At 68.8% G+C, this 21,152-nt stretch carries 22 protein-coding genes; 4 read left to right on the top strand and 18 right to left on the bottom strand.

The features are described from left to right. Position 1 precedes the first annotated feature (1 nt). Together AB4Y67_RS18005 and AB4Y67_RS18000 are read right to left on the bottom strand one after the other, a co-directional pair. The gene (locus AB4Y67_RS18005) at positions 2 to 1,126 is read right to left on the bottom strand and encodes a glycerate kinase (protein ID WP_441407124.1); all 1,125 of its coding nucleotides are present in this window, start codon (positions 1,124 to 1,126) and stop codon (positions 2 to 4) included. Between the two features lie 35 nt (positions 1,127 to 1,161). After that, positions 1,162 to 1,974 (bottom strand): glycerophosphodiester phosphodiesterase, encoded by an 813-nt coding sequence (locus AB4Y67_RS18000; RefSeq protein ID WP_441407123.1) that lies wholly within the window; start codon positions 1,972 to 1,974, stop codon positions 1,162 to 1,164. 420 nt (positions 1,975 to 2,394) lie between these two features. Here AB4Y67_RS18000 and AB4Y67_RS17995 point away from each other — a divergent pair, with 420 nt between their 5' ends. Next, positions 2,395 to 2,619 carry a hypothetical protein gene (locus tag AB4Y67_RS17995; RefSeq protein WP_441407122.1) on the top strand — a complete coding sequence of 75 codons (225 nt, stop codon included), beginning with the start codon at positions 2,395 to 2,397 and terminating at the stop codon, positions 2,617 to 2,619. Positions 2,620 to 2,722: 103 nt separating this feature from the next. Here the strand turns inward: AB4Y67_RS17995 and AB4Y67_RS17990 are convergent, their stop codons facing one another. The 7 genes from AB4Y67_RS17990 to AB4Y67_RS17960 form a co-directional block, all read right to left on the bottom strand. Further along, positions 2,723 to 2,971: a hypothetical protein gene (locus AB4Y67_RS17990; protein WP_441407121.1), complete on the bottom strand. Its 249-nt coding sequence runs from the start codon at positions 2,969 to 2,971 to the stop codon at positions 2,723 to 2,725. A gap of 151 nt (positions 2,972 to 3,122) precedes the next feature. Then, a complete protein-coding gene (locus AB4Y67_RS17985) occupies positions 3,123 to 3,941 on the bottom strand; it encodes an HAD family hydrolase (protein WP_441407120.1) in 819 nt (272 codons plus the stop codon). 307 nt (positions 3,942 to 4,248) lie between these two features. Then, positions 4,249 to 4,761 (bottom strand): YbhB/YbcL family Raf kinase inhibitor-like protein, encoded by a 513-nt coding sequence (locus tag AB4Y67_RS17980; protein WP_441407119.1) that lies wholly within the window; start codon positions 4,759 to 4,761, stop codon positions 4,249 to 4,251. 9 nt (positions 4,762 to 4,770) lie between these two features. Further along, complete coding sequence (locus AB4Y67_RS17975; RefSeq protein ID WP_441407118.1) at positions 4,771 to 5,772, bottom strand: carbohydrate kinase family protein; 1,002 nt, start codon at positions 5,770 to 5,772, stop codon at positions 4,771 to 4,773. 62 nt (positions 5,773 to 5,834) lie between these two features. Then, positions 5,835 to 7,208 carry an MBL fold metallo-hydrolase gene (locus AB4Y67_RS17970; RefSeq protein WP_441407117.1) on the bottom strand — a complete coding sequence of 458 codons (1,374 nt, stop codon included), beginning with the start codon at positions 7,206 to 7,208 and terminating at the stop codon, positions 5,835 to 5,837. A gap of 200 nt (positions 7,209 to 7,408) precedes the next feature. Further along, a complete protein-coding gene (gene nhaA, locus AB4Y67_RS17965) occupies positions 7,409 to 8,758 on the bottom strand; it encodes a Na+/H+ antiporter NhaA (protein ID WP_441407116.1) in 1,350 nt (449 codons plus the stop codon). A 92-nt stretch (positions 8,759 to 8,850) separates the two neighbouring features. After that, the gene (locus AB4Y67_RS17960) at positions 8,851 to 9,645 is read right to left on the bottom strand and encodes an alpha/beta hydrolase (protein ID WP_441407148.1); all 795 of its coding nucleotides are present in this window, start codon (positions 9,643 to 9,645) and stop codon (positions 8,851 to 8,853) included. 216 nt (positions 9,646 to 9,861) lie between these two features. Here AB4Y67_RS17960 and AB4Y67_RS17955 point away from each other — a divergent pair, with 216 nt between their 5' ends. Beyond that, entirely contained in the window at positions 9,862 to 10,968 is a 1,107-nt protein-coding gene (locus tag AB4Y67_RS17955; protein WP_441407115.1) for a GTP pyrophosphokinase, read from the top strand. A gap of 16 nt (positions 10,969 to 10,984) precedes the next feature. Here the strand turns inward: AB4Y67_RS17955 and AB4Y67_RS17950 are convergent, their stop codons facing one another. The 7 genes from AB4Y67_RS17950 to AB4Y67_RS17920 all read right to left on the bottom strand — a co-directional run bounded on the left by AB4Y67_RS17950 (position 10,985) and on the right by AB4Y67_RS17920 (position 18,448). Next, positions 10,985 to 11,725 carry a Type 1 glutamine amidotransferase-like domain-containing protein gene (locus AB4Y67_RS17950; protein ID WP_441407114.1) on the bottom strand — a complete coding sequence of 247 codons (741 nt, stop codon included), beginning with the start codon at positions 11,723 to 11,725 and terminating at the stop codon, positions 10,985 to 10,987. A gap of 204 nt (positions 11,726 to 11,929) precedes the next feature. Continuing rightward, positions 11,930 to 13,897, bottom strand: coding sequence for an IucA/IucC family protein (locus AB4Y67_RS17945; RefSeq protein WP_441407113.1), 1,968 nt, complete (start codon positions 13,895 to 13,897; stop codon positions 11,930 to 11,932). Beyond that, positions 13,894 to 14,457 carry a GNAT family N-acetyltransferase gene (locus AB4Y67_RS17940; protein WP_441407112.1) on the bottom strand — a complete coding sequence of 188 codons (564 nt, stop codon included), beginning with the start codon at positions 14,455 to 14,457 and terminating at the stop codon, positions 13,894 to 13,896. The genes AB4Y67_RS17945 and AB4Y67_RS17940 overlap by 4 nt, the downstream gene beginning before the upstream one ends. Further along, entirely contained in the window at positions 14,454 to 15,821 is a 1,368-nt protein-coding gene (locus tag AB4Y67_RS17935) for a lysine N(6)-hydroxylase/L-ornithine N(5)-oxygenase family protein (protein WP_441407111.1), read from the bottom strand. Before AB4Y67_RS17935 ends, AB4Y67_RS17940 begins: the two co-directional genes overlap by 4 nt. Further along, positions 15,818 to 17,428: a pyridoxal phosphate-dependent decarboxylase family protein gene (locus AB4Y67_RS17930; protein ID WP_441407110.1), complete on the bottom strand. Its 1,611-nt coding sequence runs from the start codon at positions 17,426 to 17,428 to the stop codon at positions 15,818 to 15,820. Before AB4Y67_RS17930 ends, AB4Y67_RS17935 begins: the two co-directional genes overlap by 4 nt. Positions 17,429 to 17,561: 133 nt before the next feature. Beyond that, positions 17,562 to 17,846, bottom strand: coding sequence for a DUF1540 domain-containing protein (locus tag AB4Y67_RS17925; RefSeq protein ID WP_441407109.1), 285 nt, complete (start codon positions 17,844 to 17,846; stop codon positions 17,562 to 17,564). A gap of 161 nt (positions 17,847 to 18,007) precedes the next feature. Further along, on the bottom strand, positions 18,008 to 18,448 hold the full coding sequence (locus tag AB4Y67_RS17920) for a protein-tyrosine phosphatase family protein (RefSeq protein ID WP_441407108.1): 441 nt from the start codon (positions 18,446 to 18,448) through the stop codon (positions 18,008 to 18,010). Between the two features lie 246 nt (positions 18,449 to 18,694). On the opposite strand from AB4Y67_RS17920, the gene AB4Y67_RS17915 reads away from it, so the two are divergent. After that, on the top strand, positions 18,695 to 18,988 hold the full coding sequence (locus AB4Y67_RS17915) for a DUF4287 domain-containing protein (RefSeq protein WP_441407107.1): 294 nt from the start codon (positions 18,695 to 18,697) through the stop codon (positions 18,986 to 18,988). A gap of 26 nt (positions 18,989 to 19,014) precedes the next feature. On the opposite strand, the gene AB4Y67_RS17910 is transcribed toward AB4Y67_RS17915, so the two are convergent. Next, entirely contained in the window at positions 19,015 to 19,227 is a 213-nt protein-coding gene (locus tag AB4Y67_RS17910; protein WP_441407106.1) for a hypothetical protein, read from the bottom strand. A gap of 59 nt (positions 19,228 to 19,286) precedes the next feature. Here AB4Y67_RS17910 and AB4Y67_RS17905 point away from each other — a divergent pair, with 59 nt between their 5' ends. Next, a complete protein-coding gene (locus AB4Y67_RS17905; RefSeq protein ID WP_441407105.1) occupies positions 19,287 to 20,294 on the top strand; it encodes a bile acid:sodium symporter family protein in 1,008 nt (335 codons plus the stop codon). 18 nt (positions 20,295 to 20,312) lie between these two features. Here the strand turns inward: AB4Y67_RS17905 and AB4Y67_RS17900 are convergent, their stop codons facing one another. Continuing rightward, positions 20,313 to 20,879 (bottom strand): LacI family DNA-binding transcriptional regulator, encoded by a 567-nt coding sequence (locus tag AB4Y67_RS17900; protein ID WP_441407104.1) that lies wholly within the window; start codon positions 20,877 to 20,879, stop codon positions 20,313 to 20,315. Positions 20,880 to 21,152 lie beyond the last annotated feature (273 nt).

Raw genomic sequence — 21,152 nt, 5'->3', positions numbered from 1 at the left:
CTCAGGCGCCCTCGAGCACCTGGCTGGTGGCCCAGACGAGGTACTTCGCGGCGTTGGCGACGGCGTCCTCGGGACTCCCTGCCACGTCCAACAGCTGCGCCGCGGCCACCACCCCGTGCTTGGCGAGGTCCTCAGGCGTGACCAGGATCCGTCCGGCGACCGCAATGACGGGAATACCCAGGCGCTGCGCGGCATCGGCGAGCGCAATCGGCGCCTTGCCGGTCAGCGACTGCGAATCCAGCGAGCCCTCGCCGGTGATCACAAGGTCGGCCTGTACGAGCTTGTCGGCCAGCCCGGTGAGTCCGGCCACCAGCTCGAAGCCACCTTCCAGCGCTGCGTCACTGAAGGCGAGGAACGACGCCGGGAAACCGCCGGCCGCCCCGGCTCCGGGGACGTTGACGTCCCGGCCGGTGGACTGGCGCAGCACTGAGGCCCAGTTGCGGAGTCCGGCGTCGAGCAGTTCCACGGTGTCCGCGTCGGCGCCCTTCTGCGGGCCGAAGACGTGGGCTGCGCCGTCGGCACCGACGAGCGGGTTCTGCACGTCGACGGCGATCCGGAACCTGGCCGAGCCGAGCCGCGGATCGAGTCCGCTGACATCGAGCTGCGCCACCTCGGCGAGCGAGCCACCGCCGAGCGGCACCACGTTGCCGGCGGCGTCGAGCGGCTTGAGGCCCAGCGCGCGAAGGGCACCGCTGCCGCCGTCGCTCATGGCCGAGCCGCCCAGGCCCAGCACGATCTCCGTCGCGCCGGCGTCGAGGGCGGCGGCGATCAGCTGGCCGCAGCCGTAGCTGTGTGCGCGCAGGGCGTTGGCCGGGGTGGGTTCCATGTGCGCCAGCCCGGAGGCCTGCGCGGTTTCGATCACGGCGGTGGCCCCGCCGGAGGCGTCCTTCCGGATCGCCCAGGCCGCGCCGACCGGCGCCAGGATCGGGCCGACCACCGCGTTCAGCCGCTCCTCGTACCCTGCGGCGACGGCCGCCTCAAGGGTTCCTTCGCCGCCGTCGGCCACCGGAAACTGTATGGTCTCGGCGTCGGGATAGACGCGCAGGGCTCCTTCGGCGATGGCGGCGGCGGCTTCGGCGGCGGTCAGGGAGCCCTTGAACTTGTCCGGGGCGATCAAAATGCGCATGGTCCCATCCTGCCAGTCCCGGAAGCCGGCCCGGTTCAGGCGCTCCAGACGCCGCGTTCCTGGAGGACTTCTTTGAGCAGGTCCGCCCGGTCAGTGACGATCCCGTCCACCCCGAGATCCAGCAGCCGGTGCATCTCCGCGGGATCGTTGACGGTCCAGACGTGCACTTGCAGCCCGTGCCGGTGCGCGCGCCGGACGAAGCCGGGGGTCACCACGGTCACGGCACCGTAGCTGACCGGGACCTGGAGGGCGTGGACGCCGCGGAGCGCACGTCCGGCCGTGAGGCGCAGGAGCGGGGCGGGGAGTACCGGTCCGAGCAGGACGAAGAGGGCGTTGGATACGATGCCGGCCGAACCAGCGGCGGGGCGGCTCAGCTGCTTCAGTACGGCCCGGCGCCGGCGGTCCGAGAAGCTGGCGATCAGTACCCGGTCATGCAGGCCGAACCGTTCGATCGCCGCGGCCAGGGTGTCCACCGAGTTCCAGTCCTTGACGTCGAGGTTGAACCGGACGTCGGGGAAGGCCTCGGCGAGTTCCTCGAACAGCGGGATAGGCTCCGCGCCGCCGATTCTTGCCCGGGCCACTGTCTCTGCCGGGAGTTCCGAGATCCGCCCGCGGCCGTCCGTGACCCGGTCCAGGGTCTCGTCGTGGAACAGCAGCAGAACGCCGTCGGCGGTGGTGTGCACGTCCGTCTCCAGGTGCCGGAACCCCAGTTCGACGGCGGCGCGGAACGCGGCCATGGAGTTCTCCAGGCCGTCGCGGGAGAAGCCGCGGTGGGCCATGGCCACGGGAAGATCCGGGCCGTCAGCGGCGGCAGAGCCGGAGGCAAAAAACGGGTGCGGGGTGCTCACTCCTGAAGCCTAGCGGAGCACGGTACTGCACTGTGCGGACAGGCATCCGAGGCCCCGGAAGGCGCCACAGTTCGTTTAATCGAGCCCGTAGGCTGACCAGCGCGCAATGCGTGCCAGGAGGGCCGTGCTTTCGTTGGTTCCCCTGGTCAATTCCGGTATCAATTCAGGATTCAGCCGATCTGGTTGGGCGGCTGAGGCCTTCGCCGACCGTAGGCTGGAGTGACGGAAGAGTTTTCTGATTGGGGACCAGATATGAACCGACTTACGTTGGGCGCTGCCACAGCCGTCATCGCTCTCTCATTGGCGTCTTGTTCCACTTCCAATGCCACGGCCCCGCCAGCCGATGGCGGCACGTTTGGGACCATTGACGAATTAAAGGAAGCTGTGGAATCCGCCGGCCTGCGATGCCCGGAGCTGGTCTTGGACACACCGCCCGCCAAGTTCGCCTCCTCCTCGGGAAGCTGCGGCGAGTTCTTATTCCTTGCTACCTATAGCAACGACATGTACCTGCATTCGCAGCTTGATTTCGGGACGCCGGCTAGGCAGGGTTCAGTCAACGTCGGCAAGAACTGGACCGTCGTCAGCGAAGACCCGGAACGCATCCAGAAGAGCCTGGGCGGCACCGTCCTTCACACAGGGCCGTAGCTCCCTGGCGATCAGTGACCGTGAAAGCGTTCAGTCTCTGGTTAACGCTGAATTCTGCTGTGCGCCGGCATTCTGCTGTGCGCCGGCCGCCCGACGGGCTGGATCAGTTCGTGTGCGGAAGAATCTCCACGCCGTCGCTGCAGTGCAGCAGCGTGCGGCCACGGCCGCCGTCGAGGTCTACCCAGACGGCGGTGTGGTCGGCCGTGACGGCGTCCACCCGGCCTCCGGTCTCGTAGCCGGGCGCCAGCCGGACGCTGACCCGGTCACCCTGCTGCAGGCTCTTCCAGTGCGCGTCCGGCGCCGCCGGGCGCAGGGGCATGTCTTCCATATTGTTCGTGCGGTACCTGGCCATGATGTCCCACCGTCAGTCAGCTGATCCGTCGTGAGATTTCAGCGTAGGACGCCAAAGTGAACGCCAGTTGACCAATAGCTGGGAGTCCGGTGTCCGCGCGGGCCCGCTGTTGGATTGACCGGGCCAGTCGCGGCGGGGTCCTGCCGGCGCGTCAGGGCAGCCGGACACCCAGGGCGGCGAGCTTGGCCTCGAGGATCTGGGCGACGCCGTCGTCGTCGAAGTGCGGGGCCTGCTGCCCGGCGGCGAGGATGGCTTCCGGGTGGCCGCTGGCCATCGCGTAGCCGTCGCCGGCCCAGCGCAGCATCTCGATGTCGTTTGGCATGTCCCCGAAGGCCACCACATCGGCGGAGGCGATGCCGAGGGAAGCAGCGTATTCGGCGAGGGTGACGGCCTTGTTGACGCCGGGCAGGGACAGCTCCAGGAGCGCGATGTTGGGGGCCGAGTGGGTGGCGGCGGCAAGATGCGCGACGGCGGGGGTTACTTCGGCGAGGAATTCGTCGGCGGTGCCCTCCCGGACAATGGCGAGGAACTTCACGACGGAGTCCGTCGCAGCGAGGGTGGTGTGCAGGGGCGCCGGTGTGACCTCGGCCAGCAGTTCGCTGGAGCCGTTCTCGATGAACCCCGGTTCCAGGTGGAAGCCGTTCAGGGTCTCGGCGGCGAACAGTGCGGAGGGGCGCAGCCGCTGGATGATGCGGCGCGCCTCGAACACGGCGTCGAGCTGCAGGGCCCGGGCGGAGATCAGCCGGTCCGCCTCGAGGTCCCAGACGACGGCGCCGTTGGAGCAGATGACGGTTCCGGTGTGCCCCAGCCGGTCCTGCAGCGGGTGGAGCCAGCGCGGCGGGCGTCCCGTAACGAAGACCAGTTCGACGCCGGCTTCCCGGCAGGCGTGGAACGCGCGGACGGTCCGGTCACTGATTTTGCCGTCGTGGCCGAGGATCGTTCCGTCAATATCACTTGCAACCAGCCGCATACCGCCAGTCTACGTTGGCGATGCCGGCACGGGGCCGGGCTGGGCTGTCGGTGGAGCCCGCATTGGCCGGGGCGGGCGCGGCCGCCGTCGAACTCGCTGGAGACGTGCCCGGTCGGCCCCCGCCGACGTCGAAATCGCCGGTAACGTGCCGGGTCGCCGGAAAGTTACGGCGACTCCGCAGGCAACCGGCAAGTTCGTGAGGCGCAACGTGGGCGCGGACGTCGGTGTCCGGCGAATTCGCGGGCAGCAACGTAGGCCTTGGCGCAGGTATCCGGCCTGGCGCCCCGACGTCCCGACAGTTCCGGGCCTAGTGGCGTTCGTAGATCCCGGTCAGGCTCGCCCGGGCCAGGGTGTGCGGGGCGAGCTTCGCTTCGAGCTTCGCGGGGTGGGCTCCGGAGTCGAGCCCGGAGTGCGCCACGTCGAGGGCGTGGACCGTGACGATGTACCGGTGCGGGCCGTGGCCCTTGGGCGGGGCCGCTCCCATGTAGCCGGTGCTGCCGCCGTCGTTCTTCAGCTGGAACGCACCCGGCGGCAGGTGCCCGCCTGGGCGCGAGCCCGCCCCGGCCGGCAGGGACGTCGTGGCCGCCGGAATGTCGAGCACGGCCCAGTGCCAGAAGCCGCCGCGGCCCGGGGCGTCGGGGTCGAACACCGTGACCGCGTAGCCCAGGGTTCCGTCCGGGGCGCCGCTCCAGCTCAGCTGCGGGGACTCGTCCTTCGCGCCTGCGCCGGTGGCGGCGCCGCGCTGGGCCGGCGGCAGGGTCTGGCCGTCCTCGAATGACTCACTGCTGACGCGGAAGGACGTGGCATCGTCGTGTGTCATGGCTGCCTTTCAGTTCTTGGGGAGTTCTGCACTTTCGGGGTCGTTGCCTGCGGCGTCCCCGGGCGGCGCTTGGGCGCCCAGCTCCATCCGGTTCAGCTCCGCACGGGTGGGCGGGTTGGCGCCGGCCCGGGACACGGTGACGGCGGCGGCCCAGGCGGCGTGGGCCAGGAGTTCCCGGAGGCTCCCGGCGGAGAGTCCGCGCAGGTCCTTGCGGTTCTGCGCCCCGTCCAGGCCCAGGTCCACAATGGCGGACAGGAGCGCCGCCATGAAGGAATCCCCGGCGCCCACAGTGTCCGCCACTGTCACCGACGGTGCAGGGAAGTGCGCTTCGCCGGCGGCATTCACGCCCCAGGGCCCCTGCGCGCCGCGGGTGACCACCACCATCGCGGGACCTTCGGAGCCGCCGAGCGAGAGCCAGCGCCGGGCCGAATCCAGCGGATCCTCGCCCGGGTACAGCCACTCGAGGTCCTCATCCGAGGCCTTGACCACGTCGGCCAGCGTGACGAACTTTTCCGCCTGCCGGCGCGCGTAATCCACGTCCGTAATGATGCTGGGCCGGCAGTTGGGATCAAAGCTGATGGTGGCCAAAGGATGGGCATGCTCGACGGCGGAGAGCACCTCGGCGGCCCCGGGAGCCAGCATGGTGGCAATCGAGCCGGTGTGCAGCAGCGTCGTTGCCTGCAGCATGAACGGCAGCCGGTCCGCGAGCCCGGGAAGTTCCCAGGCGAGCTCGAACGTATAGCTGGCGGCGCCGTCGTCGTCGATCAGGGCGGTGGCCACGGACGTGGGCAGCTCGTCCGGGCCCACCGGGAGGAGCACCGAGCTGGACTTCAGGTGGGCGGCCACCGATTCTCCGTAGGCGTCGCGGCCGTAGCGGCCGATGAACTGCACCGGATGATCCAGCCGGGCCAGCCCCACGGCGACGTTGAGGGGGCTGCCGCCCACATGGGCCTGGATCCCGGAGGCGCGCTGGACCACATCAACCAGGCCCTCGCCAATAACTGTGAGCATGCTCATACTCTGCCAGAGAACGCGGGCATGCGCCCCCGTGTTTCGGTGCGCGGGCAACCCGCTCAGCCAGGCGGGCCGGCCGGCACGGGGGCGTTGTCCACCGGGATTCCCGCCGCTCCGGCGGCGTCGAATTTCGCGTCGATATGGACCACATCCCTGCCTGCGCGCTGCAGCAGGCTCGCGGCGGTGCCGGCCCGGTAGCCGGTGGTGCAGTGCACCCACAGCTTCCCGGCGGGGACGGAATCCAGCCGACGCAACAGTTCATGGAGCGGGATATTGACCGCTCCTGCCACCCGCGAGGCGGCGTACTCGTCGGCCCGGCGCACGTCGACGACGGTGTCCCCGGGGGCCCGGCCGGCGAGCACGCCGTCCCAGCCCACACGGGGGTAGGAGGCAAGCGCGGCGCGGGGTGCCAGCGCCTGCGGGTCCGTTCCGAGGGCGGCGTCCGGGGATTCGATGCCGATCCTGGAAAGGTCGCGGATGGCATTTTCGACGTCACCACTGGATCCCACCAGGGTCAGTTGCTCACCCCAGGGCAGGATCCAGCCCAGGTAGGTGCTGAAGCTGGTGCCGTATTCGAAGCTCACACTGCCCAGCAGGTGGTTGCTGGCGAAGGCCACGCGGCGGCGCAGGTCCACCACCCACTCGCCGCCGTCCAGCCGGCGCATGAGTTCCGCGGCGTCGAGCGATTCCGGCACGGTCAGGTCAGCCGGGCCCGGCCCGGCGGCGTTGGTGACCCCCATGTGGGCGTAGTAGGAGGGGTAGGCGGTGAGGTTCGCGATGAGTTCCTGGACGAAGTGGTCCTCGTCCGGGTCCGTCAGGGCGTGGTTGCTGGTGAGTTGTTCGCCGATGGTGGAGGACCCGGCGCCGCTGGCGGGGCCCGAGGAGCAGAAAGACCCGAACCCGTGGGTCGGAAAGAGCGCTGCGGTGGGTGCGGCCTCCCCGGCGAGCCGGCGCACCGAGGCGTACTGGTCATGTGTCAGGCCGAGGGTGTCCCCGGCATCCACAAGGTCCGTGCGGCCAACCGAGCCGTACAGCAGGCTTCCGCCGGAGAAGACGGCCTGCTGCCCGCCGTCGTCCACGATGAAGGACAGGTGCGTGTGCGTGTGGCCCGGGGTGGCGACGGCCTTGACGGTCAGCGCACCGACCTGGACGCTCTGCCCGTCCGTGATCGGCTGCCGCGCGAAGGACACCGGGTCTGCGGCGTTCACGAGGTAGCTCGCGCCGTGCGCCCGGGCCAGTTCGAGCCCGCCGGTCAGGTAGTCGTTGTGGATGTGGGTCTCGGCGACGTGGGTGATGGTGACGCCGGCGTCGCGCGCGGCCGCTTCAACGCGCTCAGTGTCCCGTTGCGGGTCGATGACCAGCGCAAACGTGCCGTCATGGACGAGGTAGCTGCGGTCCCCGAGTTGCCTGGTCTCAATGACGACGACGTCCATGATTCGCTCCTGCCGGTCTGCGCAGCCGCGGCCGGCCGGAAGGCCGCGGCTGCTGCACGCTTTCATGATCAAACCCCCTGGGGTATGAACGCAAGACCTGCTTCGGTGAGAATAACGACGTCGGCCGCCACACCGGCCTCCGACGCCGCTAACGAACGGCACGGCGCCGCCGAACTCGGCCGCCGGGGGGGCTACAGGGGCTACCCGGTGGTGCCGTCCTGCTGGTAGACGTCCGGGATCCCGTCGTGGTCCGAGTCGACCTTCTCGTCTTCTTCGGCCTTCCGGTACTGCCGGTTCCGGGTCCGCAGGACCGCCGTGGCCAGCAAGGCCGCCAGCGCCGACGCCGCGAGGATCCCTACCTTGGCGTGGTCGTCGTGGATGCTGCCCTGGCCGAAGCTCAGCTCGGCCACGAGGAGCGAAACGGTGAATCCGATACCGGCCAGCAGGGAGATTCCGACGACGTCGATCCACTTGAAGCTGGTGTCCAGCCGGGCCCTCGTGACCTTGGTGAGCAGCCAGGTGGTGCCCATGATGCCGATCGGCTTGCCGAGGACCAGCGCCACGATGATGCCCACCGCCACAGGGTCGGTCAGGGCCGAAACCAGCCCATCCCAGCCGCCCACGGCCACGCCGGCGGAGAAGAACGCGAAGATGGGGACGGCCACGCCGGCCGAGATCGGGCGGAACCGGTGCTCGAAGACCTCGGCGAGGCCCGGACCGGCCTCGGGGCCCCCGCTGGCCTTCGAACGCAGGACCGGGATGCCGAAGCCGAGCAGTACACCCGCCACAGTCGCGTGGATGCCGGAGGCGTGGACCAGGGCCCAGGTGACAGCCCCGAGCGGCAGGAGAATCAGCCACGCGGCCGAGGCGTTGATTTTGAAGAAGCGCCGGTATCTGTGCGCCAGGTAGGTGTAGATGGCCAGCGGGATCAATGCCAGCAGCAGCGGCAGCGGCTGGAGGTCATTCGTATAGAAGACGGCGATGATGGTGATGGCGATCAGGTCATCGACGACGGCCAGGGTCAGCAGGAAGATCCGCAGTGCGCTGGGCAGATGCGAGCCGATGATGGCCAGCACGGCGACGGCGAACGCGATGTCGGTGGCGGTGGGAATGGCCCAGCCGCGCAGTGTCTCCGGGCTGGCGACGTTGATCACCGCGTAGATCAGCGCCGGGACGGCGACGCCGCCAACGGCCGCCGCGACCGGAACGATCGATTTGTTGATTTGGCGCAGGTCCCCGGCGATGAATTCGCGCTTGAGTTCGAGGCCCACCAGGAAGAAAAAGATGGCGAGCAGCCCGTCAGCCGCCCACGCGCCGAGGCTGAGCTCCAGGTCCCACGGTGCGTAGCCGAACTTGAAGTCGCGGAGGGCGAAGTAGCTCTCCGAAACCGGCGAGTTGGCCCAGATGAGCGCGATCACGGCCGCCGCGACGAGCAGGGCCCCGCCGACAGTCTCCTTGCGGAGGATCTCACCGATCCGAAGCGACTCGGCGTAGCTGCCGCGGCCGAAGATGGTCAGACGCGGGGGGCCGGGAGGAGGTGTGGTGCTCATGCGGGGTCCTAAAAGTTGGATCGACGGAACTATGCCGACCAGACTTCCCGGCGCACCTGCCCCCATTCTAGTGCGTCAGTGCACAGGCGGGTTCAGCCGAGAAGAATTTGCACCAGTTCGCGGCACTTCCGGTAGGCGGCGGCCTTCGGATCGATCAGGGCGAAGTGGTCGCCCGGGACCTTCAGGAGCTGGACCGGGGCGCCGGCGGACTTGGCCGCCGCCGCGTACGAATCGGACTGGCTGACGGGAACCGTGTCATCGTCCGTGCCGTGGACGGCATACACGGGAATCTTCAGGGGCACTGCGCTCATCGGATCAGCGTATTTATGCCGTTTGGGGTATTTTTCGGAGGAGCCGCCCAGCAGGTTGCTGACAGCGCCATTGCTCAGGTTCAACCGCTCGGCCTCGGCGAGGTTCAACAGCCCGGACTGGCTGACGACGCCGGTCAGGTGCACAGCGCCGTCGTCGTCCTTGCGCAGCAGCTGGCGGTCCGCATCGGGGGCGCCGAGCTGTGCAAGGCGGCTCCGTCCCGCTGCCCAGACCGCGAGGTGCCCGCCGGCGGAGTGCCCCAGGGCCACCACCCTGTCCAGCCCGAGGCCATGGTCACCGGCGATGTCGCCGAGCTTGTCGATGCCGGCCAGCACGTCGGAAAACGTATGGGGCCAGCCGCCGCCGTTTCCGGCGCGGCGGTACTCGAGGTTCCAGGCGGCCATGCCGTGCGCCGCCAGGTCCTTGGCCAGGGGTTCGCCGAGTTCCGCGCCGTACTGCGAACGCCAGTATCCGCCGTGAATGACCACCACCACGCCCTTGATGGCGGCAGCATCCGGCAGGAAGAGCTCCCCCCACTGGCTGGAGTCATCGCCGTAGCTATACCTATGCCGCTTCACACTGTCCTCCTTGGGGCCCGGTGAACAGGCGGCGGAGACTGCCCCCAGTGTCACCGTCGCTGCGGCCGCGATAAATGCCCGACGCCGCACATCAGCCATGTGAGGAGCCTACCTTGAGCGCCGCGCGGCCGTGCGTAAGGCCGTGCCGGGCCCGAAGGCGCCCCGGCGCCCGGGTGTCAGCCCGCCGCCGTCGTGCCCCCGCCGTAAGCTGGACGCATGGCGAGCAATTGGGATCGACTGGACGCGGACCTGCGCGAATCCGTGCAGGAAAACGTGGAACTGTACGAGCGGGTGCGCCCTGCCCTGAAGCTGGTCACCCGCGAGGTCCTGCTGACGCTGCGGAGCATGCTCAAGGGAACCGAGGTGACGCCGCTGTTCGTCACCGGCCGCACCAAGACGGTCGAGTCCTTCCGCGAGAAGATCTCCCGGACGGAGGAGCCGCTGGAGCCGGGCGGTCCGCCGGTGCTGAAGTTCCCGGACCCGTTCCGGACCCTGAATGACATGGTGGGCGTCCGCGTCATCACGAAGCTGCCGGCGGAAAACGCCGTGGTGGCCAACCTGATCAAACGCCAGCGCCAGCTCTTCGACTGCCGCGGCGACCGCGAGAAGGACATCGGTTCGATCGAGTCCGGCACGTACGGCTATTCCAGCCGCCACCTGATCCTGCGGACCATCCAGAACGAGTCCGTCAAGGACTACCAGCAGGCCTTCAACCCGGACGTGCCGCCGAACGGCAGCTACTTCTTCGAATGCCAGATCCGGACCGTGTTCGCGCACGCCTGGAGCGAGATCGAGCACGACATCCGGTTCAAGGCCGAGGACCCGCGCGCCTGGACCCCGCACTTTGACCGCCAGTTCACTGCCACGGCCGCCATGCTGGAAACCGTGGAGGGGGCGTTCGCTGACCTGCACGAACGCTACGAAGAGGTCCGCAGCTACTGGGACATGGACGGCGAGGGCGCCGCCCAGCTGACCCCGAACCGGATCCGCGACGTCTGGCGCACCCTCCTGCCGCACGTGGACCGGAAGGTCGACGACGACTGGGGCTGGGCCGCCGAGCTGATGGCCGCCCACGGCCTCAACCAGACCATGCAGCTGGCCGGGCTGCTCAGCGCCAACCGGATCACGGAGGTCCGCCGGGCCCTGGACCACCGCTACTCCCCCGGCCCGGACCGGCTCCTCGATGACCTGCTGCTCTGGCAGTACGGCACCAAGCACATCGACCTCACCGCGGAACCGGCCGACGCCGTCCCGCACCCGCGGCGAGACAGCCTCCTGCGGCGGCTCAAGCAGATCGAGCGCTACCGCCTGACGCAGGGGTAGGGCTTCCGGCACGCGCCTACAGCTGGGTGGGCTCGAGCCGTTCTTCGAGCACTCTGCCGTCTGAGCCGTCGGACAAGGTCTGGGTCACCCGGTAGGCGGCCTTGCCCGGCGTTTCGGTGACCGTCCCGGCCAGTTCGGTCCCGCGGTAGACCAGGCCCACGCCGTCGTCGGTGCAGTGGGTCTCGCCCAATGTTCCGTCCGCGACCAGCCGGTGCACGAGGGGACGGCGCGCTGCTTCGGAGTCGTAGTGGACTCCGTTGTCGTAGGGCAGCAGCCCCAGGCCGTTGTTCACGGCACGCAGCTCGGGACCGAACGAGTCGGTGGTCCCGCCGTTGAACCAGCAGATCGAACCCGCCGAAACTCCGGCCAGGACGACCCCGGCTTCCCAGACCCGCCGGAAGATCGAGTCCAGTTCATGGGCGCGCCAGACCGCCAGGAGGTTGACCACCGAGCCGCCGTTGACCCACACGACGTCCTGGCCGAGCAGGTACTCCTCGACGTTGGCGACATTGGGCATGGTGAACAGGTTCAGGTGGGTGAGCTGGAAGCCGGCCGCGTTTCCCGCTTCGCTGACCTCGTTGTTGAACCACCGCTGGTCGCCGCTGGCTGTGCCGACATGGGCGATCCTGGGCGCCCGCCCGGTCACGCCGGACAAGTCGACGGCGTGATGGACCAGCTTGTTGAATTCCAGGCGGGTCCGTGTCCCCGGCTTGTACCCGCCGGAGGTCGCAAGGATAGTCGGACTTTCGGCAGCCATAGGGAAGGTCTCCTGGGTCGGGGAATGAGGTCTCGCCATCGAGGCTACCCTCCCCCGCAGGAATGGCCGGCAGGAATCCGGCGAGCCTGCCTGCCCGGATTCTCCCCACTTTTGAAGCTGCGACGCCGGTACTCACCGGCGATTCGACACGGCACGAGGGGCGCCGCCTCCAAAAGTGGAGAGATTCCGGCGTCGAGGGCGGCCTCAGGCGAACCGCGCCAGCGGGTTCAGCAGCCGGCCGGACATCTGGAGTCCGCCGGACGGGTCGGCCAGGTCCAGCATCTGCTGGTTGTTGCGCAGCTGCAGCCGGTTGAGGCAGGACAGCGGGAAGTCCGTGGCGAACAGATCATGCCGGGCAAACTGCTGCGCGAGCTCGGGGTGCTCGCCCTGGTAGTTCCGGAGGACAGCCGCGGCGGTGCGCCAGAACTCTTCGCCGCTGAGCTTGCCGTCTTCCTCCAGCAGCGCGCTGAGGAACCGGAAGATGCAGTCGAAGACGTCCGTGAAGATGGCCAGGACCTTCTCCTCGTCGAGGATCGCAACCTTGATGCGTGCCACGTCCTCGGGCAGCTCCAGCCGGTCCCCCATGACGACGATCTCCTCGGCAATGTCCTTCATGATGGCGCTGACCGGCACACCGTTCTCCAGGATCAGGATGACGTTTTCGCCGTGCGGCATGAAGGCCAGCTCGTAGGCATAGAGGCAGTGGACCAGCGGGACCAGATAGGCCTCGAAATACCGGCGCAGCCACTCCGCGGGAGCCAGGCCGGAACGCTCGATCAACGCGGACACCATCGGCTTGCCCGCCGCGTCAACGTGCAGCAGGGACGCCATAGTGGCCAGTTGCTGCCCGTCCTCCAGCAGCGCCAGGGGGCTTTCCCGCCACAGCGCGGACAGCATCTTCCGGTACGGTGAACCCTTCGCCGAGGCGGCCTCGTAGTACCCGTTGTGATAGCCGACGGCTGCCACCTCGCGAATGAGCGTCAGCCGGCGCTTCTGCAGGGCGGCGTCGCCGAGGATCAGGTCACGGAGCCAGTCGTTGATAGCGGGGGTGGCCTTCATGTACTGCGGCGACAGCCCCCGCATGAAGCCCATGTTCAGCACCGACATAGCCGTCTTGACGTAGCACTTCTCCGGCGAAACCGTGTTGAAGAACGTCCGGATGGACTGCTGGGCCTGGTAGCCGTCCGCGCCGATTCCGAGATGGACGATGCGCTGCCGGGCTATTTCGGCGGCAAACGTCACGGTGAGCTTGTTGTCCCATTGCCACGGGTGGACGGGCATGAGGAAATAGTCCGAAGGGTTCAGGCCTCGGGCATTGAGCTCCGCGTCGAAGTACGCGACGGCGGCAGCCCCCAGTTCGGCGTCGAGGTGGTTCCGGTAATTGAGGCCGTCGGCGGACGTGAAGACGGCCTGGTTCCGGTGCACCGCAATCCACTGGAGCTGCACAGGGGCGCCCGCCTCCGGAGCGAACGAATGGTAGTCCGCGATCCCGAAGCCCAGCCGGCCGTTATTGGCCACGAAGCAGGGATGGCCTTCGGTCATGCTCCGTTCGATGGCCTGGAAGTCGATCGCGGCGTCTGCCCCGCCGGTCACGCCGGCCGCCAGTTCCGCGGAGGAAGGCTGGCCTATCCACTGCTTGTAGGCGTGGCTGGAGAGTGTGCTGCTGATTTCCTCGAGATAGACCGGGAGCATCTCCTCGCGGATGCCCAGGGTGTCCCGGAACTCGGTTATGAAGCGCAGCGCGTCGGGTTCCGTCCCCTCCCCCGCGGGACATGTCCGGCCTTCGGCCCCGGGCGTGGGCATGCCGGGATATGCCCCGGCTTCGAGGCGGCGGATGGACATGTCCGCGATGGACCAGTGGTCGAGCTCCAGTTTCCGGGCGGCAAACCGGTATTCCACGGAGCCGTCGTCGCTCGTGACGCGGTAGAGGGCGGGCTCCCGGGTCCCCGCTTCGGCGGGCAGGCCCGGTTCGTCCTGCCCCGGCGGCCGGCCGGTCCCGGCAGTCGCAGCGGGTTCAGCCGTGAGGAGTTCCGGCACCAGGATCCGTTCGTGCGAGAACTCGGCGAGCGCTTTGCGGACCACGTGCCGGTTCGCGGCGGCCCAGCGTTCCGGGCTCAGGTGGGCGGTTGCGTTGCCAGCGGCGAGGACGGATTCGAGTTCAACAGTGGTCATAGCGGTGCTCCCTGGCGGATCGGGGATGAATGGAGGTCGGCGCGGGCGGCGTGGAAGGCCCCGCGCGTGCAGAAACTGAGGAGGGCCCGTTTGTCGGGCAGGGCCACTTCCCCGGCGGGCTGGAACCCCAAGCGGGCATTGAGGATGTGGATTTTCGTGTTGCGCGCGTCCGGTTCCACGACGGCGCGCTCCACCCCCGGGTCGGCGAACAGCCGTTCCAGGACGGCGTCCATCACCCTCGTGGTGTAGCCGGCGCGCGGCGGCCCTGCAGTCGGGCCGACCAGCAGGTGCATCCCGACGTCACCGCGCTGCACGGCGTACACACCGGCCAGCGGTGATGATGCCGGAAGGTACACCTCCATCAGGAAGGCGGGGACGCCGCCGTCGAGCCCCAGCAGCGCGTGGTGGTGCCCGCTGGACTGGATCCTGGCGTATTCCTGCGCCACGTCCTCCACGGTGCAGCCGAGCATGTCCCAGAAGCCGGCGTACGGCTGGGTCACCCACGAGTGCAGGAGCGGCGCGTCGGGCACCGGGTCCAGGCTGCGGAAGGTGAAGCTCATGCCGGCACCCCCGCCGCTTCGCGGACGGCACCGCTGGGGGCGTGCCGCCGCGCTGTCTCCGGCGGCGGGCCGAACTGCTGGAACGCGATGCTCCGCTCCACCGGGTACACCTCGCGGCCGGTGATTTCGCGCAGGATGCACGAGTTGCGGTAGGCGGCCATGCCCAGGTCCGGGGTGACGAACCCGTGGGTGTGCAGCTCGGCGTTCTGGACGAAGATCTCGCCGGGTTCGACGCCGGTGCTGTAGTTCCGGTCCACGGCGAACCTGCCGCTGCTGTCCCGGGCGAGCCGGTCCTGCACGCCGGTAAGGAACTCCGGCTCGACGTAGCCGTAACCGGTGGCGAGCACCACGGCCTCGGTGTCCAGCGAGTAGTCGGCGCCCTGCTCCTCATGCCGCAGCTGCAGGGTGTGGGCGCCGGCCGCCGGGTCCCAGGACGCACCGGTGAGCGCCGAATGCGTCAGCAGCCGGGTGTCCACCAGGCCGGCCAGGCTCTTGGCGTACAGCAGGTCATAGATGGCGTCGATGAGCTCCGAGTTGATGCCCTTGTAGAGGTTCTTCTGGCTCTTGACCAGGCCGTCGCGCTGTTCCGGCGGGAGCGCGTGGAAGTAGTCCACGTATTCGGGCGAGGTCATCTCCAGCGTCAGCTTGGTGTACTCGAGCGGGAAGAACCGGCCGGAGCGGGTCACCCAGTCCAGCCGGTAGCCGTGGATGTCCATCTCCTGCAGCAGCTCATAGTAGATTTCAGCGGCGCTTTGGCCGCTGCCCACGATCGTGATGCTCCGCCGGCGCTGGAGTTCACTCTTCCGCGGCAGGTACTCGGCGTTGTGGAGGACCAGTCCGCCGGCGTCCACGATGCCGTCGGAGGCCGCCGGAAGATACGGCGAGGTGCCGGTGCCCAGCACCAGCCGCCGGGCGAACAGCACCTCGGGGCCGCCCGGGCCTGCCAGCGCAAGCCGGTACACGCCGTCGTCGTAGGTGATCTCCCGGACGTCCGTGCCGAACCGGACAGAATCCAGCTGGCCCGCCACCCACTGGCAGTACTGGTTGTACTCGGCGCGCAGCGGGTAGAAGTTTTCCCGGATGTAGAAGCGGTACAGCCGTCCGGTCTGCTTGAGGAAGTTCAGGAACGAGTACGGGGAGGTCGGGTCCGCCAGGGTGACCAGGTCGGCCATAAACGGGACCTGCAGGTGGGCCGGCTCCAGCATCATACCGGGGTGCCAGTCGAAAGAGTCCCGGCGCTCCAGAAAGACGCCGTCCAGCCCGTCCACCGGGGCGCTCAGCGCGGCGAGGCCCAGGTTGAACGGTCCGACGCCGATCGCGGCAAAGTCGTGGACGCGCTGCGGGCCCGGGGTACCGGCGTTCATGCGGACACCTGCGCAGCAGCGAGCAGTGATGCCCCGGTGGTCCGGAGCAGGTCGATGATGCCGCGGATGTCCGCCACGCCGGCTTCGGCGTTGAGCAGGGTGAACTTCAGGTAGTGCCGGCCCGCCACCGTGGTCCCGGCCACGACGGCCTCGCCTGAGGCAAAGACGGCGGAACGGATGTCCTGGTTGAGGCGGTCCGCCGTGCCTTCGGACAGGCGGCCGCCATCCTCCTGCAGCGGACGGTACCGGAACACGAGCGTGCTGAGCTGCGGCCCGGCGGCGAGCTCAAAGTCCGGATCCGCGGCCAGGACCTCACCCACACTCGAGGCCAGGTCGATGGCCTCATCGAAGAGCGCGCCGAGGGCGTCGGCGCCCATGATCCGAAGCGTCAGCCAGAGTTTCAGGGCGTCAAAACGGCGGGTGGTCTGGATACTCTTGTCCACCTGGTTGGGGCGGTCGACGGCGGCGGCCGGGTTCAGGTAGTCGGCGTGGAATCTCACGTGCCGGAGCGTGGCCGCGTCGCGGACCAGCAGGGCGCTCGAGCTGACTGGCTGGAAGAAGGTCTTGTGGAAGTCGACGGTGACCGAATCGGCCCGGTGGATCCCGTCCAGCAGGTGCCGGTGCCGCCCGGACACCATAAGTCCGCCGCCGTACGCCGCATCGACGTGGAACCAGGCGCCGTGCTCGCGGGCCGCCGCGGCCAGCTCGTCGAGGGGGTCAATCGCCCCGAAATCGGTGGTGCCGGCCGTGGCCACCACGGCCATGGGCACCAGGCCTTCGCTCCGGGCCCGTGCCAGTTCTCCGGCCAGTGCCGCCGGATCCATCCGGTGGTCCGTTCCGCATTGCACGGACACGACGGCGTCGTACCCGAGTCCCAGCATGGATGCCGACTTCCGGATGCTGAAGTGGCTGTCCGCCGAGGTGAAGATCCGCAGCTTCTCCAGGAGGGAAGGCAGCCTGAGCCCGTCAGTTTCCGGGTCCAGTTTCAGCCATTCGACGGCCTGGTTCCGGGCCAGCAGCAGGGCCTGGAAGTTGGACTGGCTCCCGCCCGAGGTGAAGACACCGTCTGCGGAGTCGCCCAGCTGAAGCTGCCCGGCGGCCCACGAGATGAGCTTGCGTTCGATCATGGTGGCGCCGGCGCTCTGGTCCCAGGTGTCCAGGGAGGAGTTCACGGCGGACAGGACGGCCTCGGCCACGAGGGCCGGGATCACGACGGGACAGTTCAGATGTGCCGCGTACTTGGTGTCGTGGAAGTAGACGGCGTCCCGGAGATAGACCCCCTCCAGCTCCTCGAGGGCAGCCGCGGTGTCCGCGAGCGGAGTGCCAAGGTCCACGCCGTCGACCCGCTGTTTCAGCTCTGCGGGCGTGGCGCCGGTGAACGGCCGCGTGCATTCGGCGACTCTGCCCGCGACCGCCGTCACGCCCTGGAGCACCTGGGCCGTGTACGTGCCGGCATTGCGGGCGTTGAAGAGGTGGGCGGCGGCGTCTTGCAGCAGTGTGGCCGCGGAGTCAGGGCCGGTTTCGGTGCCGGTTTCGGTGCCGGTTTCGGCGCCGGTTTCGGCGCCGGGCGGCAGGGGGTGAACATCCACAGGGGTTACGGGCGCCATAGAGAAATCCTTTGTTTGACGTAGACAGCATCGACTAAGCTAACCCTTACTTAGGCAAGCCTTAACGTCAAACTTGTGTGACTTAATTCCCGTGGAAGGCGGTGGGTCCTCTGGCTTGGGATGGTGCGGCGGGCTACCTGTGGGCGTACGTGAGGCAATCGGCGTTGTCGACACCTGGGCCCACATGCACCTCGGTGGCCTTGCACATCAGGTGGTCGTTGTGCGCGCATTCGGAACGCTGGCAGGCGCCGACGTCGGCAAGCACCTTGGGCAGCCCGCCGTGGACCCCGATATCGATGAAGGTGGTGCAGGAGGCGTGATCTTCAGCCCCGCCGACGGTAATGGCGGCGGCGTTGCAGTTGGAGTGGTCGTTGAAGGAGCAATTGGTCACGCTGCAGTCGGCTACGTGCGTCGTCATTGGTTATTCCTCCATGGATTCGGCCGCCCCGGGCCGGGCGGCTCCGTCTGTCCACGGTAGGCCTGTCCCGGGCAAACAAAAAGACCCAATTGTGTGCGCTAATTCCGGACCGGATACGGCGTCGGAGCGTAGGGGGGTTGGTGCGCTAGGGGGTTGGCGCGTTATGCCCCCGGGCGCTTGAACCGGGCGACGTACTTCCGCTGCCACGGAGTCTCAACGGCGCCCCGGCGGTAGCGCGCACGCACAAACGCCACGGCCTCCGCAGGCGGAACGCCGTCCATGACCGCAAAGCAGGCCAGGGCAGTGCCCGTCCGGCCGCGGCCTCCCCAGCACGCGACCTCAACCCGCTCGGTCTCAGCGCGGCGCCACGCCTCCGTGAGCGCGTCCAGGGTGTCGGCGTCGTCGGCCGGCAGGCGCAAATCCCGCCAGCGGACCCACCGCGAATCCCACGCCACCGGAGCCGGGCGACTTCCCAGCAGGTACAGGCCAAACTCGGGCCGCGGGCCGGCCGGAAACGGCGTGAGCAGCCCGCGGCCGCGGATGAGCCGCCCGGATGGAAACTCCAGGACTCCCTGCTGGCCCGGATCCCAGGTCTGCGTCATCTTCCCGAGCGTAGCCGTTCGGCCTCCAACCCGCACCGGCTACGTTCCTGCCCGGTTACTCCCCGGCCGCGGCGCGGGAACCCGGCGAATCCGGGGAACACGCCGCATCTTTTCGTGCCCCGCGCCCAGTCACCGGGCAGGAGCGCGCCGGTTCGGCTGCATCCGGGGGAAACAGGGTCTGGCGGCGCGGCGCGGGTGTCCCTAGAGTGGCGGAGGAACCCGCAGCCCGCTGAGAGGAAGACCCGCATGTCGTTCCAGGCCTATCTCGACACCATCGAGGACAAGACGGGGCTCACCCCGCGCCAACTCGTGGAGATCGCCGGGGAGAAGGGCTTTGCCGGCCCGTCCGTGAAGGCGGGGCCGGTCCTCGAATGGCTCAAGGAGGACTACGGGCTGGGGCGCGGCCACGGCATGGCGCTGGTCCACGTGATCAAGAACGGTCCGCGGATCGATTCGAAGCACGTCGGGTCCTCCGGTGTGCACCGCGACGAGTCGGACACGCTCTGGCTGGACGGCAAAGCGAGCAAACCAGCACCCTGACAGCCCAGGGCCGCGCTCCTTCCCAGTTACAAGCCAAAGAAGGGTCGCAAACCGCGTGACACGCCGGCCTCTTGCGCGCGTCGGCGGAGGTAACCGGGCAGGAGCGCAGCCTGCGCGTCGGAGCCGAGCTTCCCGGCCAGCCGTTCGCGCATGAGCAGGCTGGCGCCCTTCAGGCCCACTACCTCCGCGGTCTTGCCGCGGTGCCGGCACTTCTCAGGCGGGCCCGAATAATCTGACATAAACGCCGGGCAGCAGTCACTAACTGGCTCCGGGGCGTCCGGACTGGCACCATTCTTAGATGCTTGAGGCAACCAAATCACCTGAGTCCACCCCGGAGACCAGCACCGACGCGGTCCCGGTCAACCCAGCCCTGGCCGCCGAGGCAAAGATCGCCCGCATCGCGGTGACCGTCTTCCCGCTGCTGGTCGTCGTCGCAGGCGTGGCCGGCTACCTGCTGCCGGGGGCGTTCAAGCCCCTCGGCCCCGCCGTGCCGTACCTGCTGGGCATCATCATGTTCTGCATGGGCCTGACCCTGACTCCGCCCGACTTCGCGTCCGTGGCCAAGCGCCCCTGGGCCGTGGTTCTCGGCATCGTGGCGCATTACGTCATCATGCCCGGCGCCGGCTGGCTCATCGCCGTCGCCCTGAACCTCCCGCCGGAACTGGCCGTGGGGCTGATCCTCGTCGGCTGCGCGCCGTCGGGCACCGCGTCCAACGTGATGGCGTTCCTGGCCAAGGGCGACGTTGCCCTCTCGGTCGCCGTCGCCTCGGTGTCCACCCTGATCGCCCCGGTGGTGACGCCCCTGCTGGTCCTGTTCCTGGCCGGCTCCTACCTGCAGATCGACGCCGGCGGCATGGTGCTGGACATCGTCAAGACCGTTCTGCTGCCGGTGATCGCCGGCCTGCTGGCACGCCTGTTCCTGAAGAAGCTCGTGGCCAAGGTGCTGCCGGCCCTGCCCTGGGCCTCCGCCGTCGTCATTTCGCTGATCGTCGCGATTGTGGTGGCCGGCAGCGCGAGCAAGATCGTCGCCGCCGGCGGGATCGTGTTCCTGGCCGTGGTGCTGCACAACGGCTTCGGCCTCGGCCTCGGGTATCTGGCGGGCAAGCTGGGTCGCCTGGATGACAAGGCACGCCGGGCGCTGGCGTTCGAGGTCGGCATGCAGAACTCGGGCCTCGCCGCCACCCTGGCGACGGCGCATTTCAGCCCGCTGACCGCGCTGCCGTCCGCGGTGTTCTCGCTCTGGCACAACATCTCCGGCGCCGTCGTCGCGGCCTGGCTGGCGCGGCGCCCGCTGCGGGACGCGTAGCCTCGCCCGGCCGGGTGATCAGCCGCGCAGGCGGGAAAGCAGCCGGGCGACGGCGCCCTCCGCGAGGGCATCCGGCGTCGCGCTGGTTCCCGGCGCCAGGACGTCGACGCCGTCCGGCGGCACGGTCTCCGAGACGACCAGTTGGGCAACCCCGCGGTCTACAAGTTCCGTCATCGTCTCGACGTCGGCGGCGGTGCGCTCCGCCGGAACGGAGCCGAGGATGACGCCGTCGGCGCCGCCGGAGAGCATAAATTGCCGCCAGCTTTCGCCCACGAGGATGACCGGCTGGTAGCCGTGCAGGGGCAGGATCCTGGCGGCTGCCGCGGCGAGCCCGCGGTCCCCGGAATCGTCGAGGTCGGTGATGGCCACGGCGACGACGTCGGTGCGGCCGCGCCGCATCCCGCGGGCGGCGCGGTTGGGCACATAGCCCAGTTCATGCGCCGCGGCATGGACGCGGTCCTGGGTGGGCCGGCTGATCCGGGTGTTGCCGCCGGGCCGGCCGGACAGCACGTAGGAAACCGTGGTCAGGGATACTCCTGCGGCCTCCGCGACATCGCGGATGGTGGGCTTGGATCCGTGCCGCACTGATGACTCCCGGGTACTTCTCCGCCACGGATTCGCGGCGGCTGCTGAAACTTGGTCGCGGGGTCAACCCCTGGGTGAACTCTAGCCCCCACTCCAACGCGGGGTCACATAGCGCCCATCCTGAGGCCTCAAAGTCAATTGGTCGTTGCAACAACTGGGTTTAGGCCGCGGTGGCAATGAGTTGGCGCATGCGTTGTTTGGGGGTCTCGAGGTTGAGCGTGGGACGGGGCCGGTTGTTGAGTTTGTCGGCGATGATCTCGAGGTCCTCGGCGG

It is taken from the genome of Arthrobacter sp. YAF17 (assembly GCF_052113365.1).
In the GTDB taxonomy this organism is placed as follows: Bacteria; Actinomycetota; Actinomycetes; order Actinomycetales; family Micrococcaceae; genus Arthrobacter.
The sequence above is the reverse complement of the archived record's forward strand: the minus strand, read 5'-3'. Positions and strand labels throughout refer to the sequence as shown.